The sequence below is a fragment of the Bacillus sp. FJAT-27225 genome (genome assembly GCF_001685025.1).
Lineage (GTDB): Bacteria > Bacillota > Bacilli > Bacillales > Cytobacillaceae > Bacillus_D.
The window spans coordinates 66,271-84,929 of record NZ_MAYU01000023.1; the positions used below are offsets into that span (position 1 = coordinate 66,271).

At 43.7% G+C, this 18,659-nt stretch carries 14 protein-coding genes and 1 other annotated feature; of the genes, 6 read left to right on the plus strand and 8 right to left on the minus strand.

Annotated features, from left to right (window positions below; all coding sequences use genetic code 11):
• Positions 1-242 precede the first annotated feature (242 nt).
• Positions 243-767, plus strand: coding sequence for a sigma-70 family RNA polymerase sigma factor (locus tag A8F94_RS19280; protein WP_066204229.1), 525 nt, complete (start codon positions 243-245; stop codon positions 765-767).
• A complete protein-coding gene (locus A8F94_RS19285; protein WP_066204231.1) occupies positions 760-2,061 on the plus strand; it encodes a DUF4179 domain-containing protein in 1,302 nt (433 codons plus the stop codon). The genes A8F94_RS19280 and A8F94_RS19285 overlap by 8 nt, the downstream gene beginning before the upstream one ends.
• 286 nt (positions 2,062-2,347) lie before the next feature.
• On the opposite strand, the gene A8F94_RS19290 is transcribed toward A8F94_RS19285, so the two are convergent.
• From A8F94_RS19290 to A8F94_RS19300, 3 genes are all read right to left on the minus strand, one after another.
• Positions 2,348-2,923 carry a histidine phosphatase family protein gene (locus A8F94_RS19290; RefSeq protein ID WP_066204233.1) on the minus strand — a complete coding sequence of 192 codons (576 nt, stop codon included), beginning with the start codon at positions 2,921-2,923 and terminating at the stop codon, positions 2,348-2,350.
• 41 nt (positions 2,924-2,964) lie between these two features.
• On the minus strand, positions 2,965-3,708 hold the full coding sequence (locus A8F94_RS19295; RefSeq protein ID WP_066204236.1) for a DUF3784 domain-containing protein: 744 nt from the start codon (positions 3,706-3,708) through the stop codon (positions 2,965-2,967).
• Positions 3,709-3,865: 157 nt separating this feature from the next.
• Positions 3,866-4,855: a CAP domain-containing protein gene (locus A8F94_RS19300; protein WP_254660905.1), complete on the minus strand. Its 990-nt coding sequence runs from the start codon at positions 4,853-4,855 to the stop codon at positions 3,866-3,868.
• Between the two features lie 370 nt (positions 4,856-5,225).
• Between A8F94_RS19300 and A8F94_RS19305 the strand changes: the two genes are divergently transcribed.
• Positions 5,226-6,602 (plus strand): amino acid permease, encoded by a 1,377-nt coding sequence (locus A8F94_RS19305; RefSeq protein ID WP_254660906.1) that lies wholly within the window; start codon positions 5,226-5,228, stop codon positions 6,600-6,602.
• A 226-nt stretch (positions 6,603-6,828) separates the two neighbouring features.
• Here the strand turns inward: A8F94_RS19305 and brnQ are convergent, their stop codons facing one another.
• Together brnQ and trhA are read right to left on the minus strand one after the other, a co-directional pair.
• Complete coding sequence (gene brnQ / locus A8F94_RS19310; RefSeq protein ID WP_066204238.1) at positions 6,829-8,157, minus strand: branched-chain amino acid transport system II carrier protein; 1,329 nt, start codon at positions 8,155-8,157, stop codon at positions 6,829-6,831.
• Between the two features lie 90 nt (positions 8,158-8,247).
• Positions 8,248-8,495, minus strand: a binding site (T-box leader).
• 329 nt (positions 8,496-8,824) lie between these two features.
• Positions 8,825-9,472, minus strand: a complete 648-nt coding sequence (gene trhA, locus A8F94_RS19315; RefSeq protein ID WP_066204240.1) for a PAQR family membrane homeostasis protein TrhA — start codon at positions 9,470-9,472, stop codon at positions 8,825-8,827.
• 132 nt (positions 9,473-9,604) lie between these two features.
• Between trhA and A8F94_RS19320 the strand changes: the two genes are divergently transcribed.
• The gene (locus A8F94_RS19320) at positions 9,605-10,189 is read left to right on the plus strand and encodes a DUF1836 domain-containing protein (protein ID WP_066204242.1); all 585 of its coding nucleotides are present in this window, start codon (positions 9,605-9,607) and stop codon (positions 10,187-10,189) included.
• A gap of 39 nt (positions 10,190-10,228) precedes the next feature.
• Here A8F94_RS19320 and A8F94_RS19325 read toward each other — a convergent pair whose 3' ends face one another.
• From A8F94_RS19325 to A8F94_RS19335, 3 genes are all read right to left on the minus strand, one after another.
• Positions 10,229-11,887 carry a PAS domain-containing sensor histidine kinase gene (locus A8F94_RS19325; protein WP_066204244.1) on the minus strand — a complete coding sequence of 553 codons (1,659 nt, stop codon included), beginning with the start codon at positions 11,885-11,887 and terminating at the stop codon, positions 10,229-10,231.
• Positions 11,888-12,074: 187 nt separating this feature from the next.
• A complete protein-coding gene (locus A8F94_RS19330; RefSeq protein ID WP_066204246.1) occupies positions 12,075-13,664 on the minus strand; it encodes a glycosyl hydrolase family 28-related protein in 1,590 nt (529 codons plus the stop codon).
• A gap of 112 nt (positions 13,665-13,776) precedes the next feature.
• Entirely contained in the window at positions 13,777-14,130 is a 354-nt protein-coding gene (locus A8F94_RS19335) for a hypothetical protein (protein ID WP_066204248.1), read from the minus strand.
• 311 nt (positions 14,131-14,441) lie between these two features.
• On the opposite strand from A8F94_RS19335, the gene A8F94_RS19340 reads away from it, so the two are divergent.
• Entirely contained in the window at positions 14,442-17,159 is a 2,718-nt protein-coding gene (locus A8F94_RS19340) for a tetratricopeptide repeat protein (protein WP_066204251.1), read from the plus strand.
• A gap of 139 nt (positions 17,160-17,298) precedes the next feature.
• A complete protein-coding gene (locus A8F94_RS19345; protein WP_066204253.1) occupies positions 17,299-18,654 on the plus strand; it encodes a TrkH family potassium uptake protein in 1,356 nt (451 codons plus the stop codon).
• Positions 18,655-18,659 lie beyond the last annotated feature (5 nt).

Here is an 18,659-nt window from a genome sequence, read left to right on the forward strand (position 1 = left end):
CTCTCCTTTAAAGTAAGTCAAAATAAGATTAGCATTTTCCTGCCGCATCTTCAAATATAATCCAAATTGCCAGCTGCTTTGTTATGATAGGAGAAAAAATAGGCTATTTTGTGAATCTGCAAAGTCATTTAGTTTTTTAAATCATCGAAACAAGATTTGCGAAACTGCTAAAAAATATTTAAATAAGCGAAAACTTTTTCTTAAATCGTGTGTCTAATGTGTAGGAAAAGGGGGCGGGAGTAATGGACGGCATTGAACAAACAGCGAAGAAGGCAATCAAAGGGGATGATGATGCTTTTCTTCATTTGATGAATGTATATAAATTGGATTTATATAAAACAGCGCTGGCTTTTTTACGTAATGACGAGGAAGCGCTTGAGGCAGTGCAGGAAGTCACGTTTCGTGCGTATAAAGGGATTAGAAAGCTTCGGGATGCAACCTATGTCAAGACATGGCTTATCCGGATCATGATCAATTATTGCAATGATGTTTTGAGAAAGAAAAAGCGTTTCGTGCTTGATGAAGAGTTTATCCTGGCACAAGGGAAAGCAGAGAACAAGGAAAGTCTTGAACTCTGGGATGCGATGCAAAGCCTTGATCCTCGATCACAGGAAATATTGGCCCTAAAATATTTCCAGGATTTGAAGATTAAAGAGATAGCTGCTGCACTTAATTACCCGGAAGGAACGATTAAAACGTGGCTAAACAAGGCATTGAAGTCTCTCAAGGGAAAACTCGAAGATAAGGGAGGAAGATATCATGCGTAATCTTGAGGAAGAAAAGCTCGCTAACTATAAAAAGTATGTCGATGAAACCGCCGTCCCGGTTAACCGATTGGATGCTGCAATCCTTGCTGGGTTTGAAAAGGCAAAGCGAGAGGATGGAAAACGGCGTTCACTAAGGAAAAAAAGCTGGTTCACGGTTGCTGCTGCTGCAGTCATACTAATAGGGTTTTTTACATCAATTAGGTTGTCTCCGGCCTTTGCAGGATATGTATCGGATATTCCAGGCATCGGCAAAATTGTCGAATTGATTCACCAGGATAAAGGGTTGATTGCGGCCTTTGAGTCTGAATATGACCAGGAAGTAGGGGTAACGAGTAAAAATGGCGGTGTTACATTTACAATTGACAGGGTCATTGCCGATGAAAGCGGGCTTGCTTTATTTTACTCAATCGAAACGGAAGAGAAACAGGAGAATTTGCTAATTGATAAGCCAAAGCTAGTCAGTACAGACGGTTCGAAGCTCCTTGTTGGCAGTATCGGCTCCAGCTCACCGGCGAATGAAGATGTAGGTATTTCCTATACCGGGATATTGGATATCCAATACCAGGAACCAACGAAGGCAAGGTCATATAAACTGGATGTAGAGGTTGGAGGGACAACGCATACTCTTAACTTTACGCTTAAGGAAAAAATTCATGGCAAAAAGGACTATGCTCTAAACAAAACAATCACAGTTGATGGGCAAGAAATCACAATAAAAAATATTGAAGTCTATCCATTGAGGGCAGCCATCCATGTTGAAATGGGGGATGCAAACAGTAAAAAGATACTGAACTTTGATAACATGCGCCTGATTGATGGATATGGCGAAGTGTGGGGGAAAATTACTAACGGAACGTCGATGGCTAGCTTTACAGACAATCCTGATAAGAAAATTGTATATCTGCAAAGTAACTATTTCCGGGAGCCCAAGGAACTGTATTTGGTTATTGGGAACGTACAGGCGGTTAACAAAGATGAAGCTGAAGTTGTCATCGATACAAGCGTACCTTCAATTGTAAAACAGCCTGCTTCTAAGAAGTTCAGTGAGGTAAAGGTAGAGGACGGAAACTTATTGATTCAGATCGATCATGAAAAGCCGTTTCACTACTTCCCTTTCAGTACAATTAAAGATGCTGATGGGAAAGAAGTGAAACAAGATTTCAGCTTTTCTCAAAATGATAACCAGTATGGGTTCAGCATTCCCCAAATGGGGAGTTATGGCAACCTGCTGACATTAGAACTAAACTTTTATCCAGAGTGGATTAAGTCGAATAAAAAAATCCGGATAAAGTGAAACTTCAACCAGTGGGGGCTTTTCCCCCACTGGTTGTTAGTCCCGTTCTAGTGCCGCTAATCCGCCAAAGTACAGCGAATAAGCGGCACTACGAACCCGATTGGTTCAACTATGCCGCTGAAAAAGCACAGCGGCAAGTTTCACTGTATTTCACCAATCGGGCTCATGCGGCTGTTGTCCCACGTGTACTTCTTCGATTATGCCTAGGACTTAAGGTGGGATTTACAGCCCGTTAATGCGGGATAAAATAAAAATTGGCAGAATCACAAGTTGATTCTGCCAATTTTTATAGCAGGTGTTTCGTACAATTATACAGCCCGCACTCCCAGGCCTCGTTTGAATGAGTAATAATCGTGACCGCTGTGTTATTCAGCGGGCCTTCTTCCTTTAGGGAAGGAACGAGCTCTGAGAGAACCCTTCTGATTAAAGCACCATGGCTGACAATCAGAATGTTTTTGCCAGGATGTGCAGATTGTATGTCTTCCAGAGCTGCAAAGCCCCGTTCCAAGACATGTTCATTGCTTTCGAATCCAAGGTCAAGCTTGCGCCAGCCGCTTCCCCACTTGGCGACTCGTTCAGCTTCTGTAGTGCCTTCGATCTGGCCGCCGCTAACTTCGCGCAGCCGGGAATCAAATTGGATTTCTTTAATACCAAGCTGTTCTGCGATCACTTCGGCTGTCTGTCGGGCACGCATGAGAGGGCTTGAGTAAATGATGTCCCATTCTTCACTGGAAAGTCTTTCGGCAAGCAGCCGTGCCTCGTTTAGTCCGTCCTGATCAAGCGGGATGTCCGAACTGCCCTGCGCACGGCCTTCTTTATTCCACGATGTGCTTCCGTGGCGGATAAATCCTAATTTCGTCATATTTCCCTCCATAATAAAGTCGTAAGGTAGATGATTCGCCACTAACAGTCCGAACTCCTGCAGTTTATTTCCATTTGATTTAAAAGTTGTTTTTCCCATGTACGAGTCTTGGAAGAGTTTTCGGCGTTAATAAAAATGTCCTCATCCTTTGTTTTGATATGGAGGTACGGAGGGACTCCTTTTTGAATGAACAGCAGGCTTGTTCCATAGCCGGTCACCTTGAATTTCCCCTTTGAGACGGTTTCAAGCCCAAAGCCGTTCACCCTCCAGGTAACTTCGGGCATTTTATCGAGAAGCTTGATTTCCTCAATGTCCGAATATTTCCAGGTACTCCCGTACATGCCGGTTACTTCAAAACTTTCTTCTTTTAAAACAAGCTGAGCATCCTGGTATCCAAGAAACAGGAGAATCCCAATTGGAATAAATGTTACCGCCGCAATGCTTATGCTGATGATATAGCTCTTTTTCCGCTTTTTTGGAACCTCATACCGTGAAAGGTACATGATGCCGCCCAACAGATAAACAAGCATAAATCCGAAAATCATTTCAATGGCATATTGGAATGATGAAAACATGAGGGGGAGCAGAAGGATTATTCCGGCTGCAGTACTGATCAATAAATTCCCCATCTTTTGCGGGTACTCATTTTCAATCAATAGCTTCTGTTCCTCTTCAGGCCGTGTTGAAAAACCGGAAATTAGCCAAAAGGCTCCTCTTTTTATAGCCCAGCCAAGAAGAAGGAATAAAAACGCTGTACCGAGCTGAATAGCGAAAAGCAGCCACATTTATAACCCTCCTTATATATGTTTGTCCTTGCACTCATCATACTACAAACCTGCAAAATGGGGTCGTAACTTATGGGGTAAAGAAAGGGAAATAAAATACAGAGCGAATACGAAAATGCCGGGTTCCCTTTTAGAACCCGGCATCTCGCTTACTTTCCTATTTACCGATAAACATTTGTGTCCAGTGGTTGCCGTATTGTTCAAACCCAACTCCAATATGGGTAAACTCCCGGTTCAATATGTTACGGCGGTGTCCTTCAGAATTCATCCAGGCCTGGACAACTTCCTGCGCAGAACGCTGCCCTACTGCAATATTTTCTCCAGCAGTCCGATATGAAACACCGAAATCGCGCATCATATCAAACGGTGAGCCATACGTAGGGCTTGTATGTGAAAAGTAGTTGTATTGAGCCATATCCACGGATTTCCATTGGGCAACCCCGCTTAACTGTGTATCTGCCTGTAATGGCGGCAGGCCGTTTTGCTGGCGCTGTATATTGGTTAAGTCTATTACCTGCTGGGCCATTTGGCTAATTCCAGGAGCTGCAACAGGCTGTTGCCGGTTCGTTGTCCGCTGCTCGGGGGCAAGTTGTTGTGCTCCACCCTGGGCCTGGCCAAGCTGAGGATAAAAATCCTGACCTTGTTGCCCGGTGCCTGGCAGTTGTCCTTGATTCGATACTGGAGGCATTGCTCCGGAGTTTTGAGGAACCGAAATTTGCTGGCGGCCCTGATTTGGTTGTCCGTTTTGGCGGTCCGTCCGGATAAACTGATACTGAGCTGGCTGGACTAGTATTGGCTGTGTATGAGGGTAATTTTTGCTGGACATGGATGTTTGAATGCTGGAAAGGTGATTTCGGCCGAACCAGTTTCCATTATTGTCACGATTCCTGTCTTCCCTGTCATTTCTAAATGTTCCGGTCCGTCCATCACGGTCATCATCGTTATGCCCTGGGTCCCATTCTTCGGTTAATAGCCCCTCATTATCCATTCCGATAAAATCGTTGTTATGATCCCTGTTCCCGTTGTCACGGACATTGTACGCGCCGGTTCCGTGATCGGTTGCATTGTCGTTCCCATTATTGTTGCAGGCTGCGAGGCCGAATAGGAGTACGCTGGCCATAGCTATGCCTATCGTTTTCTTTATCAAGTAAATTCCCTCCCTTTTGGTGGTGTGGTACCTCTATATTTTTTGGCTCTCATGCCCAAATATGAATGGTAATAACTTCGAGAAGTGCAACTGGCTAAAAGAGAAATGAATGTGATTGAAAGTTTTAATCCTATGTACAAGGGAATCGGAATGATGTGCCTTATCGGAAAGTGGACAAACTAATGCTATACTGAAAATTTCAGGCTTAACTAAGAGGTGGGCCTTTTATAAAAACTGGCTGGAAGAGGAGTCAATTTTATGAAAAAGAGGGTAAAAGGGTATGCAATACAGTCAAGATAAGATATGATAACAAAATGGCGTTTTAGTGCATAAAAGCATAAAAGCGCAAAAGTGTTTAAGGGGTGCAATAATGAACGGAACGAACAACATGAATAACCCTTCGAGTCCGCCAGGGAAAAATACAGATCAATTGAAGAGGGGTTTAAGCAATCGCCACATTCAGCTAATCGCTCTTGGTGGTGCAATTGGGGTCGGGCTTTTCTACGGCTCCAGCTCGACAATCCAACTAGGCGGCCCTGCCATCCTGCTTTCCTATGCTTTGGGTGGTCTTGTGATCTTCCTGATTATGAGGGCGCTCGGAGAAATGGCGATTACCAATCCGGTTTCGGGATCATTTAGTGAATATGCAAACAAGTATCTTGGAAATTTCGCCGGATATGTCACTGGCTGGACATACTGGTTTAACTGGGTAGTTGTCGGCATGGCTGAAATCACGGTTGTGGGGGCGTATATCCAGTATTGGTTCCCCCAAATTCCTTCATGGGTGACTGCGCTTGCAGCGCTTGCAGTCATGACAGCAATTAACCTGATAAATGTAAAAGCATTTGGCGAGTTTGAGTTTTGGTTTGCGATGATCAAAGTTCTTGCGATTATCGGATTAATTGTTGCCGGCCTCGGAATCATCTTCTTTGGTTTTGGGAATGGGGGCAATCCAGTCGGCTTTGAAAACCTATGGGCCAATGGAGGCTTTATGCCAAACGGCATAACAGGTGTCATTCTGTCATTAGTCATGGTCATGTTCTCTTTTGGCGGAATTGAATTGATCGGGCTTACCGCAGGAGAAGCAGATAATCCGAAAAAGACTATTCCATCGGCCATTAATACGGTCATCTGGAGAATTTTAATATTTTACGTGGGTGCCCTTGGTGTAATCATGACTTTATATCCATGGAACAAAATCGGCACTGAAGGCAGCCCATTCGTTCTGATTTTTGATAAAATCGGCATGCCTGCCGCAGCTGATATTATAAATTTCGTTGTCCTGACCGCAGCACTTTCCGCATTCAACAGTGGTATGTATGGGACAGGCAGGATGCTATTCAGCCTTGCCGATCAGGGAAATGGTCCAAGATTTTTTGGGAAGCTTAATAAACAAGGTATACCTGCAAGAGGAATCCTGTTTACAGCCGCCATTCTCCTTATCGCTGTCTACCTTAATTATGTTGTCCCTGAAAAAGTGTTTTCCTATATCATGTCGATTGCAACCATTTCTGCTGTGACAAGCTGGACCATCATCCTTCTGACCCATATTAAATTCAGGAAAGTGACAGGAGGAAGCAGCTTTTTCAGAATGCCGCTCCATCCATTTACATCGTATTTTGCGCTAGCCGTGCTGGCTGTTGTTGTAATATCGATGGCTTTCATTGAAGATACTTTTGTAGCTTTGCTGATTGCGCCGGTTTGGTTTGCACTATTGACAGTTGGATATTTCATAAAAAAATCATGACTAGTCGTTTGATGTCCTTGCTGTAGTTCCTGGCAACAGAACATTCAGCAAGGATTTTTTTATAAAATTGACAAACTTTTCTGGGAGTCATTGATCAACTTTGAGTGGCTTAAGTAGAATCAGGATGGGCTTGATAGAGGAAAGATCGAGGCTATTGCAAGAAAAATGAATAGTGGAGAGAAAAAAGGCTGGCACTTTTCAGTAAGGTGCCAGCCTTCAACGCTTTTTACGAAACTTTAAGGTTTTTTGGAAGTGAGGCAGGCTCTTTCTTTCCGCTAAAGGTAAGGCCAATCAGCGCACCTGCAAGAGCCGGAACAACCCAATCCATGCCTGCTGAAGCAAATGGCAGCAAGTTCCTAAACGTTACCAATGGGCCAAGGTCAAGGCCAAATGTCGTTAAACCGCTAATTGCTGCAAATACCCCTGTAAACAGTATTGTCGTCCCATACACCATGCGCGGATTTCGGAAGTACCGATGGAAGAAGCTCAGTGTTACAAGAACAATTGTTAATGGGTAGGCAGTAACCAAAAATGGTACAGATACCTTCAGGATTTGAGCAAGGCCAGCATTGGAAAGAGTAAACCCGATTAATGTAATAGCTGTTACGACTGCTTTGTAGCTTGCCTTTGGAATGACGTTTGAGAAATATTCACCGCATGCAGATGTCAGGCCGACCACGGTTGTAAAGCAAGCAAGTGTGAAAATAAGCCCAAGCAGTGCTGTCCCCGGTGTTCCCAGTACAAGAGTCGAAACGGCAGCTAGCAGCTCAGCTCCGGATTCAAACGGGCCAGCAGCCCCCATTCTGGCACCAACCCAGCCAATTGATACATACACAAGAGCTAGCAGGGAACCAGCAATTACAGCGGCTTTCATCAAATAACCTGTAAGCTGCTTCTCTTCTTTAACACCTTGCTGTTTGACAGCGGAAATGATAACAATTCCAAATGTGAGTGCAGCAAGTGCGTCCATTGTGTTATACCCTTCAATGAAGCCTTTAAAAAATGCTCCAGCTTCGTACCCACCTGTTGGAGCAAGCAGGGAACCATCCAGCTTGACAAAGCCGACCACACATAGAACGACGATGGATACAAGCAATACAGGAGTAATCCAACGGCCCATATATTTTTGCATTTTGTCTTTGTTTAAAGCTGTGTAAAAGGCAACCAGGAAAAATAATGCCGAATAAACAAACAATGCAACATTTTGATTCATAGATTCAGGTGCGAATGGCATGATGCCCATTTCAAATGCAACAGATGCATTCCTTGGAATAGCCAGGAATGGCCCGATTGAAAGATATACAACTGCCATAAAAACAGCACTGAATATAGGATGAACCCGATTTCCGAGTTCGGCCGTTCCGCCTTTGATACGCGCAACGGCAAGGATGACCAGCAGTGGCAGCCCAACAGCGGTCAGAATGAATCCTGCCATTGCAAGCCAGTACGATGTACCGGAAAGAGCTCCGAGGAAAGGAGGGAAAATAAGGTTTCCTGCTCCAAAAAACATTGAAAATAACATAAAGCCAATAAACAAAGTATCTAACTTTTTCATCTCTTCAGTTCTCCTTTACTTTTTAGAATGAACAGATTTGTGTCAATCTGTTAAATTATTATTTTAAAATAAAAAAACTCGTCCCTGTTAAACAGGGACGAGTTTATAGACTCGCGTTACCACCCTAATTCCGCGACGCTAAAAAGCGTGCAGCACTCAGCAAACGTACAACCATACGTCTTCCTTGTAACGGCGGAAAACCCCGTCAAAGCTTACTCTTATTTCAGCTTTGCATCTCGGAGATGATTTTCGGACAGGCACTGGACACCGGCTTGCACCACTTGCCGGCTCTCTGGGGAACAGTCTTCCTGACGTACTCTTCTCGTCATCAATTTTTATTTTTTAAAATAATGTAAACATAATTTATCAGAGAATTCGGGAAGGGTCAACAGCTTTTTTAGACAATTTGAAAAATTGATTCCCTTTTGAAGAACGATAGAAGTGGAAGATTGCTGATATATCAATTATGTAAGCGCTGCGCAAAAGGCTGTATTTTCCAATTAAAAAATTAGTCGAAATAGAACTTTTTATTGTTAGAGACCTTTAAAGCCAATTTGGCATTGAGTAGGCCTTGAATCATTTTCTTGAGGATGTCTTTATAAACATGATCAACGGGTTTTGTATGAAGAATAAAGCTACCTTTGCTTCCATAGATAGCTAAACCTCCTTAAAGAACAAAAAGATATACGCTTAAGAAGTGAGCAAGGCTTCCGAGCAGGATGAAAATGTGGAATATTTCATGAAACCCCATATGCTTAGTCCTCAGGAAATCAGGCTTTGCTCCATAAATGACTCCCCCAATCGTATACAAAATCCCGCCAAGAATAAGAAGTAACATGCCTCCCCAGTGAAGATTTCCTGAAAGCAGCGGAGCAACAAATACAACCATCCATCCTAGGATGATGTAAAGAGAGGTAGAAAGCCAGCGGGGACAGTGGAACCAAACCATTTTGAACAAAATGCCTCCTGCCGCTGCTCCTGCCACAATGCCGAATAATATCCAGCCAATCGTACCGTTCAATGAAATAAGGCAATAAGGTGCATAGGTTCCGGCGATTAATACAAAAATCATGGAATGGTCGATTTTGCGCAGAAATCCAATGACTGAATCCCTGGCAATAACCAGATGGTATGTGGCAGAAGCTGAATAGAGCAGAATCATGCTAAGTCCAAAAATGGCAACTGCCGTAATGGCCAATACAGAAAGACCGGCCTGGACTGCTTTGATAATCATGGCCGCTAGCCCTGCAAAGGAAAGAATCGCCCCAGCAAGATGTGTAAACCCATTAATAGGCTCTCTTACGTATCTATTCATTTTAAACACCTCTTTATATAGTTTCAATAACTACTTATCATGATATAATTATAGCATGAAGTAGTCAATGTTTAATATGGAGGTTATTTCTTGTATACTAAAAAGAAGAAACTTGTGTACTGGAGGATCTGAATGGACGAACTTAAGAAATTGATGGATAGTCTTGGCCTGGAAAAACAGCTAAGCGTGAATGAGATGCCCGGTGTAGATTTGTACATGGACCAAGTCATCCAGCTATTTGAAAATAAATACGGAGATACGAAGCGGTATGAGGATGAAAAAATACTTACCAAGACAATGATTAACAACTACGCCAAAGGAAAGCTGTTTTTTCCGGTGAAGAAAAAAAAATATACGAGAGACCATTTGATTATGATTAGCCTGATTTATCAGCTAAAGGGTGCCCTTTCAATCAATGATATTAAAGGCGTCCTTGATGGAGTCAACACTCAGGCAGTCAGTGGAGAGCTGGATTTAGAAGCATTCTATTCGGCTTATTTGGAAATCTGCACCAAGAATAATGCCGGTTTTACAAATGAACTGGAAAAGCGTGCTGAAGTGGTTGATCTACTATGCGATTCGGGGAATTCTGAAGAGGATAACCGGATTGTCCTGTTGATTGCATCCCTCGTTCATATGAGCAATATGTATAGGAGAGTTGCTGAGAAGCTTGCAGACCAGCTGCGGGAGAACACTCATTCTGAAGAAAATGAATAAAAGGACCCGGAAAATTCCGGGTCCTTCCTGTCTTTATCATCACCCAGTTTTGGATTGAGTGACAGGGTGGTGTTTCTCGGTTGGCAGTTCAATTTGAACCTTGGTGCCTTTATTTACCTCACTTGCAAATGTCATTTTTCCACGATGGAATTCAATGATTTTATAGCTGACAGTCAGGCCAAGTCCAGTTCCTTTTTCCTTGGAGGAATAAAACGGCTGGCCGATTTTTTCAAGCCTTTCTTTTGGGATCCCGACTCCCTTATCTTTTATTGATACAGCAACCGTTCCATGTCCTGTATTTGTTGCCGATACGCTTACCTTGCCGCCGGGATTTGAGGCTTCGATAGCGTTTTTAATTACATTAATAAACAATTGTTTTAGCTGGTTCGGCTCACAGTCAAGGAATAAATCCTGTTTTTCGATTCTTGTTTCAAGCTGTACATTATTAAAAGCAGCTTCTGTTTCAAGTAATGTGATCACATCGAGAAGGATAACCGATAAATCTGAATGGAGAAATTTCACTTCCTGCGGCTTGGCCAGCAGGAGCAGTTCACCGACAATGGAGTTAATCCTATTTAATTCGTTTTTCATAATTTTATAATAGGACCGATGTTTTTCATCCTCTGAATCGAGGAGTTGTACAAACCCGAGCAGGGAAGTCAATGGGTTCCGTATCTCATGGGCTACGCTCGCTGACATTTCCCCGACAACCGATAGTTTCTCGGAGCGCCGAAGCTGCTCTTCTGTTTCTCTTAGCTTTGTAACATCCTTGCCATATCCGATTAGGCCTGTTATAGTCCCGTTAATGATAATAGGCATTGAGGTACACTCTACTATAATCGAAGCACCCTGGCTTGTTTTCAATCCAAGCTCAATCGTCTGGGGTGTTTTGTCATTCACAACAGCAGATAGGTATCGCCCAAGTAGTTTTCTATCTAAATTGGGCATTAAGTCGAAAATGCGTTTGCCAATAATGGTAGATGGTTCATAGCCAGTTACTTCCTTGAGGCGGGCATTCACATTGGTAAATACCCCCGTTAAATCGGTCATATATACGATATCCGGATTGTATTCAAACAGGGATTTGTATTGCTGCTGGCTCTCCTCGAGGAGATTGATAAGCTTCCGGTTCTCTGTAATATCTCGGCCGATAACGACGAGTCCTTTCCGGCTCCCGTCAGAGTGAAAAAGAGGGATTTTAAAGGTGTCAAAAATCCTCCTGTCCCCTGAGGGTGTCTCAAGAATTTCTTCAACTCTAGTAACCTTTCCATTCTCCCATGCTTCTTCATCAGAAATCTCACAATATCGAAGCGCCTCTGCATAGTCCCTGGAAAACTCGGCAAGCTCTGAGTCCTTTTTTTCTCGATAATCGAATCCTTTAAGTTGAAAGAGTTCAAGGCCGTATTCATTTACCTCAATCCATCTTCCGTTGCCATCCTTGAAGTTAACGAAATCTACCATCGAATTAATTAGCGTAGAAAGGCGCTGCTCTCCCAATTTGGCCTGACTTAATTCTTTTGACTTTTTTATTAAAAACCAAATAAGAATTCCTATAGCTGAAATATAAATAGAATCTTTTAGAATACTGATTGAGAGAATTGGAATTGAAGCCCCATGTTGGGCAAGTACATAGTTTGTTCCCAAAGCCAAAACGACAATACTGATCAAACTGAGGACAAGGGAAATTTTACTATTCATGAGTCACCCCCTGTGAAATATGTATGCCTGCCTGCTTTAAAGGCATACATTCTAATACTACCATAGGGGAATACCTTGGGGAAAAGGTAGTTGGAAAAGAGTTCATTAGGCAAAGGGGAGGCCCGCCAAGCAGGAGCCTAAAAGAAGAGGGGTGGATGCCCAGCACCCACCCATCTCCCAAGATAGATTAGCCTCTTTTTCTGTCTGGAGTGTGCCTCTCGCCAAGTGCAAGCACTTTTCCAACGCGTGCCTGCTTGACCCCTTTTCCAATCTGGACGGCCTGCCGTGCTGAATCCCGCACTGTTAAATTTCGGACTGCAACCCAATCTGCACAGTTGTCACCGCCAAACACTTTGACATCAGCTCCGGCAGTACGGAAGTTGCTAACCGAAATATTATCGAAGACGACATTTCGGGATCTGTACTGAATCGCCATTACTGGTTCCCTACCGTAATCATAATCAGGGTCACCGATTGCAGTGAAATGGTTTATCACTACATTTCGATATGCGGAAACTACGAGTGCCCGCGGTTTTGAACCGACATATAACTCTGAATAAACAGGTGCTACCGAAATAAGGTTTGTTGCCTGTATATCAAAGGCTGTTCTTGATACGGGGTCGGTACTTTTATGATGGCCGATATGGCGGAAATTAAAGGAACGGTTATCATTGATCGATAAGTGGCCGATAATATGGACGTTTGATGCAGCGGAGGAATTATGGTGCGCTTTAATTTCTACTCCCCCGAAACAGCGTGTTGATGAATTGTTGACGAGCCATACGTTTCTCGAACCATCGTCTGCTTCAAAACCGTTCGAATTTGAAAACCCTTTTTTATGCGACCGCCCGCTTGGATCACACATATGGCAGTTGGAAATCAGGATATTGTCACTATGGTGGGTCGTGACCCCATCATCTCCAAAGCCATAACCGTTCAAGCCATCAAGCCAAATATAGTTGCTTCCGCCCCGTGCCCGGTAACCGTCGCCTGAATAATTGTAAATGGTTGACGAAACATCAAAACAATGAAGGCCAGGGTTGATTGCCTCTACATCTTTTACCCAGCCAAACGTTACATTTGCAAACAGCAGGCAGCTGGACAGGTTATTGCCTGCGGCTGTTTTTGGAACATTGCCCAGCCTTTCAACATTCCAGTCAAGGGTCATTCCTTTTACAAGGATATTGCGATTCCCTTTCCAGTGAGACAAGTTCGTTACAAGTTGGGATGATTTAGCGGCCTTATCATGAAGCCTAAGGATGGTTTTACCTTTTCCTTCGCCAATTAAGCATGTCCAGGATGGCAGGCGGATTTCCTTTGTCATAAAGGTGCCTTCTGGAATACGGACGATCACCCGCCCGCTGCCAATTGCCTTTTTGAAGGCTTCTGTGTCATCTGTAAGACCGTCACCTACTGCACCGAAGTCCTTGACATTCACTTCATTCGCAGCTACGGACAGCAGGTGTGCGTATTCCTCATCCAGGATCGGTTTCCAGGAAGGATACACATTTCCAAGTGCATCGACCTGGGTGGATGATTCCTGCAAGTTTCGTCTCGATCTTTTTGCCAAAAAGAAGGAAGGCATTCTATGAAAGATTTGCCAAAGGCTAGAGGATATTGATTTTTTTCTGACAATGTCCCTTCCGCCTTTGTTCAAATTTTGAAAAAGGTATTCGGTATGGGCGACAGCCTCCTGAATATCAGGTTTGCCCGCCGATATCTTGTCAATTAATTGTTTATTTTTTCGAGGGTCATGGTATTTATCTAGATAAAGCAACCTTCCACCTCCTCCTGAAGAGTTTCCACCTCTATTATTCCCCGTCTGAAGGTTGGTAATCTTTTAAATACATGCAGCCCGGGCTTAGAAAAAGAAGGCCCGGGCGAAATGTTTAAAATTCCCCATCAAATGGGGTGAACGGGATGTTGAACCTGTTCTCAAGGGCGCGGAGACGCTGATTAACGCGCTGAAGCCTGCGCTGGGTTCGGTCAAGCTGATTATTAAGCCTGGTGATTTCTCTGGATTGGCGAGTGTTTTCCTGTTCAATTAATGATGTCCGTCTTTCCAGTTGAGCAATTCTTCTCTCAAGCTCTTGGGGGCGCTGGCGGTCAGGATCGTCTTGCTGGGTTTCAAACTGCATAAATTCCTGTGGCTGCTGAATAAATTGGTCATATTGATAGAAAGGCTGTGTTGCAAAGTCAGGTTGTTGGGGGACAAACTGTGGAACGTAACCATAAGGGTACATAGGGCATTTCTCCTTTGTTTGTAATGGGCAAAGTCCCTATACACTATGCCGGATGGCCGCTCTTGGCACGGCATTTGCCTATTCTTTTTCCAATACGGAATATCAAGGCGGTCGTGGCATGGTTGCCAATAAACTGCCCTATATCTTTGCCCCGATATGGTACGGGCAAAAAGGCTTATCTATTTTCGTACTTCTATTGGGTAGAAAAGGGTACTCCTTTTAAGACTCTGGTAGAATAGGATTGAAGAGTACAAAAGTAGTTAATGAATAATTCAGTACCAAATAAAAACGCACGTATTCAGGGGGCTGCTATGAATCTTGAAAAAATGCTGATTGAAAAGACGTACTATGAGAGTTTAATGGAAGGACAGGACGGCTATCCTGCAGCCGTTCTGGCGGAAGCGTATCATGCCGCAGTACAGAAGGGGGACGCGGGGCTTCAGGAAATCCGCTTTGCCCAAGGTGAGGTGTATTTTGGATTCCGTGACTATGAATCTGCCATATATAAATGGCAAGGTATAGAAGGTTCGCTAGTACAATGGGCCATCAAAAATACAGGTGATGCCTATTACGAGCTTGGCGAGCTTGCTAAAGCAGAGGATCTTTACAAATCAGTTAGCTCCGAGAATCTTTCTTTGAGGGCAGAAGTGGCCCTGCAGCTTTTCTCTCTCTATATAGAAAGAGGGAAAGAAGACTCTGCATCCCAAACCATCAAAGGCTTAATTGCGGAAAACCCGGGCTATCCGGATGCATCTGTTCTGGCCCGAAAGTTTTTTGAGGGAAGGAAGGATTGGGTAAGCGCTACGGAGCTTGCCGCGAATGAAACAGTAAGGACAAAAGATGGGGAATGGGCCGACATCCTTATTTCCTACGTTGAGCAAGGGGTAACCGTAAACCGTGAACCATCCTATTTCAATCAAGTATTGAAAGCTCTTTATGAAGTTGATAAGGAACGATTTGGTAAACTTGCGGCCGCGCTTTGGAACAGCTACAAGGAGCAAACAGGGTATTTTGCGTGGATCTCCAACTGGAACGCGCTGCTTGGAGAATTAAGAGATGTGCCTTCAGGTATTTGGCCTGAATTATCGGCCTTATACAAAGAGGCTTATCTTGATTTCACAACTTCCGGAAACTATTCAATTTTATCTTTGTCATCCATCATGCCGCCGCTTTTAACGAACTGGCTTATGATTGCGGACGAAGCGACGCTAAGTCTTGCTGCTTCAGCATTGCTGGCTTGGAGTGGCAAATTTCCGGCAGGCATCTCCGGGAGTTCAATTGAAGCGGCCGAGCTTGCCCTGACAAACTCCAAACGCTCTGAGAATGATTTTGTTGAAGGCCTCGCCCTTCTCTCCGAAATAGCCTCATGGACAGAAATGAGAGGATTACAGATTGGTCCAAGGCTTGAATGGATTGCAGAGGAGCTTGCCAATTTCAGGACAAGACATATCGTGACTGCCGGTATGAAAGGAAGTGGAAAGGCTTGGGCTCTTCGCCTAATACTGGGGGATGCTTATCCGGAGGAAACTGAAGCCTCTCGGAATGCTCTTGCTTTTCAGTATCAGGATGAAGCAGCCATTGGCCTTGTAACGGATAAGGAAATCGTTGTAACGGAGGAACTGGAAAGGATACAGGAAGAGGATCTGGAAAACGGAATATTTACATTCTCCCTTCCTATCCCATTCCTTCGGGATGCTGGTTTGTCGCTCATTGACCTTCCTGAGTTTGAGGAGGAATCAATCGGACAGGAAGACCTGAGCTATATTCATTTGGCAGACAGCCTGTTCTTTGCAGTTAATTCTGCTTTGCCACTGACAACTCATGAACAAGTTGTGATTTCCCGTATTCGTGAACTTGTGCCGGGACTTCCAATTCACTTCTTGCTCACACAGCAGGGCGAGCCAGACCCAAATGAATTTGAGCAGGCGGCTATCATGCTGAAGAGTGTTTTCCCTGAATCGGAAGTCATTAAAGCGGGTCCTATGCCGAACAAAGAAAGACTCTTTGAGAGCATTGTCAAAGCGGCAGTCATTGGTACGCCCGAACGAAGCATTATTGGCAGCCGCACAGATAAATTGCTCCTTTTGATCAGGAAGACGCTTGACCATCTTCTGCTGCAGCGGATGGAGCAGGAGAAGGGAATTCACGATACGATTGAAAATCGTGAGCAGATGGCGGCCAAGCTGACAGGCGCCATGAATCAACTGGATGATATAGAGGTGGAACGGATAGAAAAGGTTCAAAAGTCCTATCGGGAAATACTTGATGAAGCAAGAGCAGAGGCAATGGCAGACATTCCTGCTTTGCTGAGGGAGACATCCGACTTCCTGAAGGAAACAAGCGACTTCCGTACCATCCATCTCGATATGAATGATGAGATGAACAGAAGGCTGAATACCTATTTAAATGAAAAGCTTCTGCCAAAACTGAAAGCCTCACTTGCTGAATGGATTGAAGAGACTGGCAGGGAATTGTCTACAATCCAGGAGTTTCTCGATGAAATGGCTGAAAGTTTCAATTCCCTTTACGGTAAAAATTGGATTCAGCTTGATTGTGATTTCAGGGTCCTTGAGGACTGGAAGCGTGATATTGACCGGTTGACGAACCGTTATCAATTGGAAAAAGTAAATGTCCTGTTGCGCCGTACCCCATCCCAGATTCTTTTGAAGGGAGCGGGCAAGCTGCTCGGGGCACTTCCCCAAAACAATGCCATGCTGTATAACAGGTATAAGTCCTTTGTTGAAGGCGAGGATTATTCCGATACTGTAAAAATTGTAAATAGCCGGTTTTTCCTGCAATTTGACGTGTTTGAAAATGCGATTGCCCATGATATCTCTATATTCTTTAAGAATCCGCGTGAGGTATTGGCTGAAACTCTCGCTGATACGGAAGTGAAATTGGCGGAAACAAGGGAACGCGCAGCAGACATGAAGAAAAATCCTGAAAAGTTCCACGATCCAATGTCACTGTTCACGATTAGGCTAAGACAACTTGAATGGCTTGAAATGACAGGAAAGAATCTAGTTTAATTCTGCATTCCCTCCGGATATCCGGGGGGATGCTTTTTTTTGAAAAAGGGTATATAGTGTTATCATCTGAGAATGGAAATGTCTGTTTCATTTCTTTCTCCGGAAAAAATATGTCATATCAAATGCAAGAGGGTTTTCTATGAAAACGAAATTCGACCAAGTAACCGCCAGGCTCACATCTGTCCAAATTATTGTCCTTTACTATTTGACGGCAATTATTATTTCGACCTTTTTACTGATGATGCCGATTACGTTGAAGGAGTCTGCAGAGCTTTCTTTCATTGATGCTCTTTTTACAGCAGTCAGTGCTGTCAGTGTCACTGGACTGGCAACAGTGCCAATTCATGAAGTATTAAGTTATCCTGGTACATTTATCCTTGCACTCATCTTGCAAATAGGTGGAGTTGGGGTGATGACACTCGGAACCTTTATTTGGCTAATTCTCGGTAAAAAAATTGGCTTGAGGGAACGGATGCTCATCATGACTGACCAGAACCAATCTGCACTTTCCGGGATTGTGTATCTGATGCGGGAGATCGGGCTTTTAATCATTGTTATTGAAATCATAGGTGCATTTGTGCTAGGGATCCACTTTTTAGATTATTTCCCTACATGGCAGGAAGCGTTCAGGCAGGGCTTCTTTGCATCTGTCAGCGCGACAACAAACGCAGGATTTGATATTACCGGGCAATCTTTGATTCCGTTTGCGAATGATTATTTTGTCCAGACCGTCAATATGCTGTTAATTGTTGTTGGGGCTATAGGGTTTCCTGTCTTGCTTGAGTTCAGGGAGTATCTGACCTATAAAGGCAAATACCCATTCCGATTTACGCTATTTACAAAAATCGCTGTTTCAACGTTTGCTGCATTGCTTGTTTTCGGTACATTGTTAATCTATCTGTTTGAATATAACCATCTCTTTAAAAGCATGACCTGGCATGAGTCGTTCTTTTATTCCGCCTTCCATTCATCAACGACAAGAAGTGCGGGCCTGGCGACCATTGATATTAATGAGTTTTCACATCCGACCCACTTGCTTCTCTGCCTGCTTATGTTTATTGGTGCTTCTCCAAGCAGTACCGGCGGGGGGATTCGGACAACTACCTTTGCAATTGCGATTTTAGCAATTATTTCGTATGCAAAAGGCCACACAAATATCAAAGTTTTCAAGCGGGAAATCATGCCTGAAGACGTCGTAAAGTCATTTATTATCATTATGACAGCTTTCCTGATTTGTGGATTCTCGATTATTTTGCTCTCATTTATAGAGCCGGCTTTTAGTTTAATGCAAATTGTGTTTGAGGTGTCCTCGGCTTTCGGGACGACAGGGCTATCGCTTGGAATTACACCTGAGCTGAGTACAGCTGGGAAATGGATTATTATGATTCTTATGTTTATTGGGCGGATTGGAATCTTTTCGTTCCTGTTCATCGTGAGGGGAAAACCGAAAAAAGAGAAATTCCATTATGCGAAGGAACGGATTATTATCGGGTAACTAAA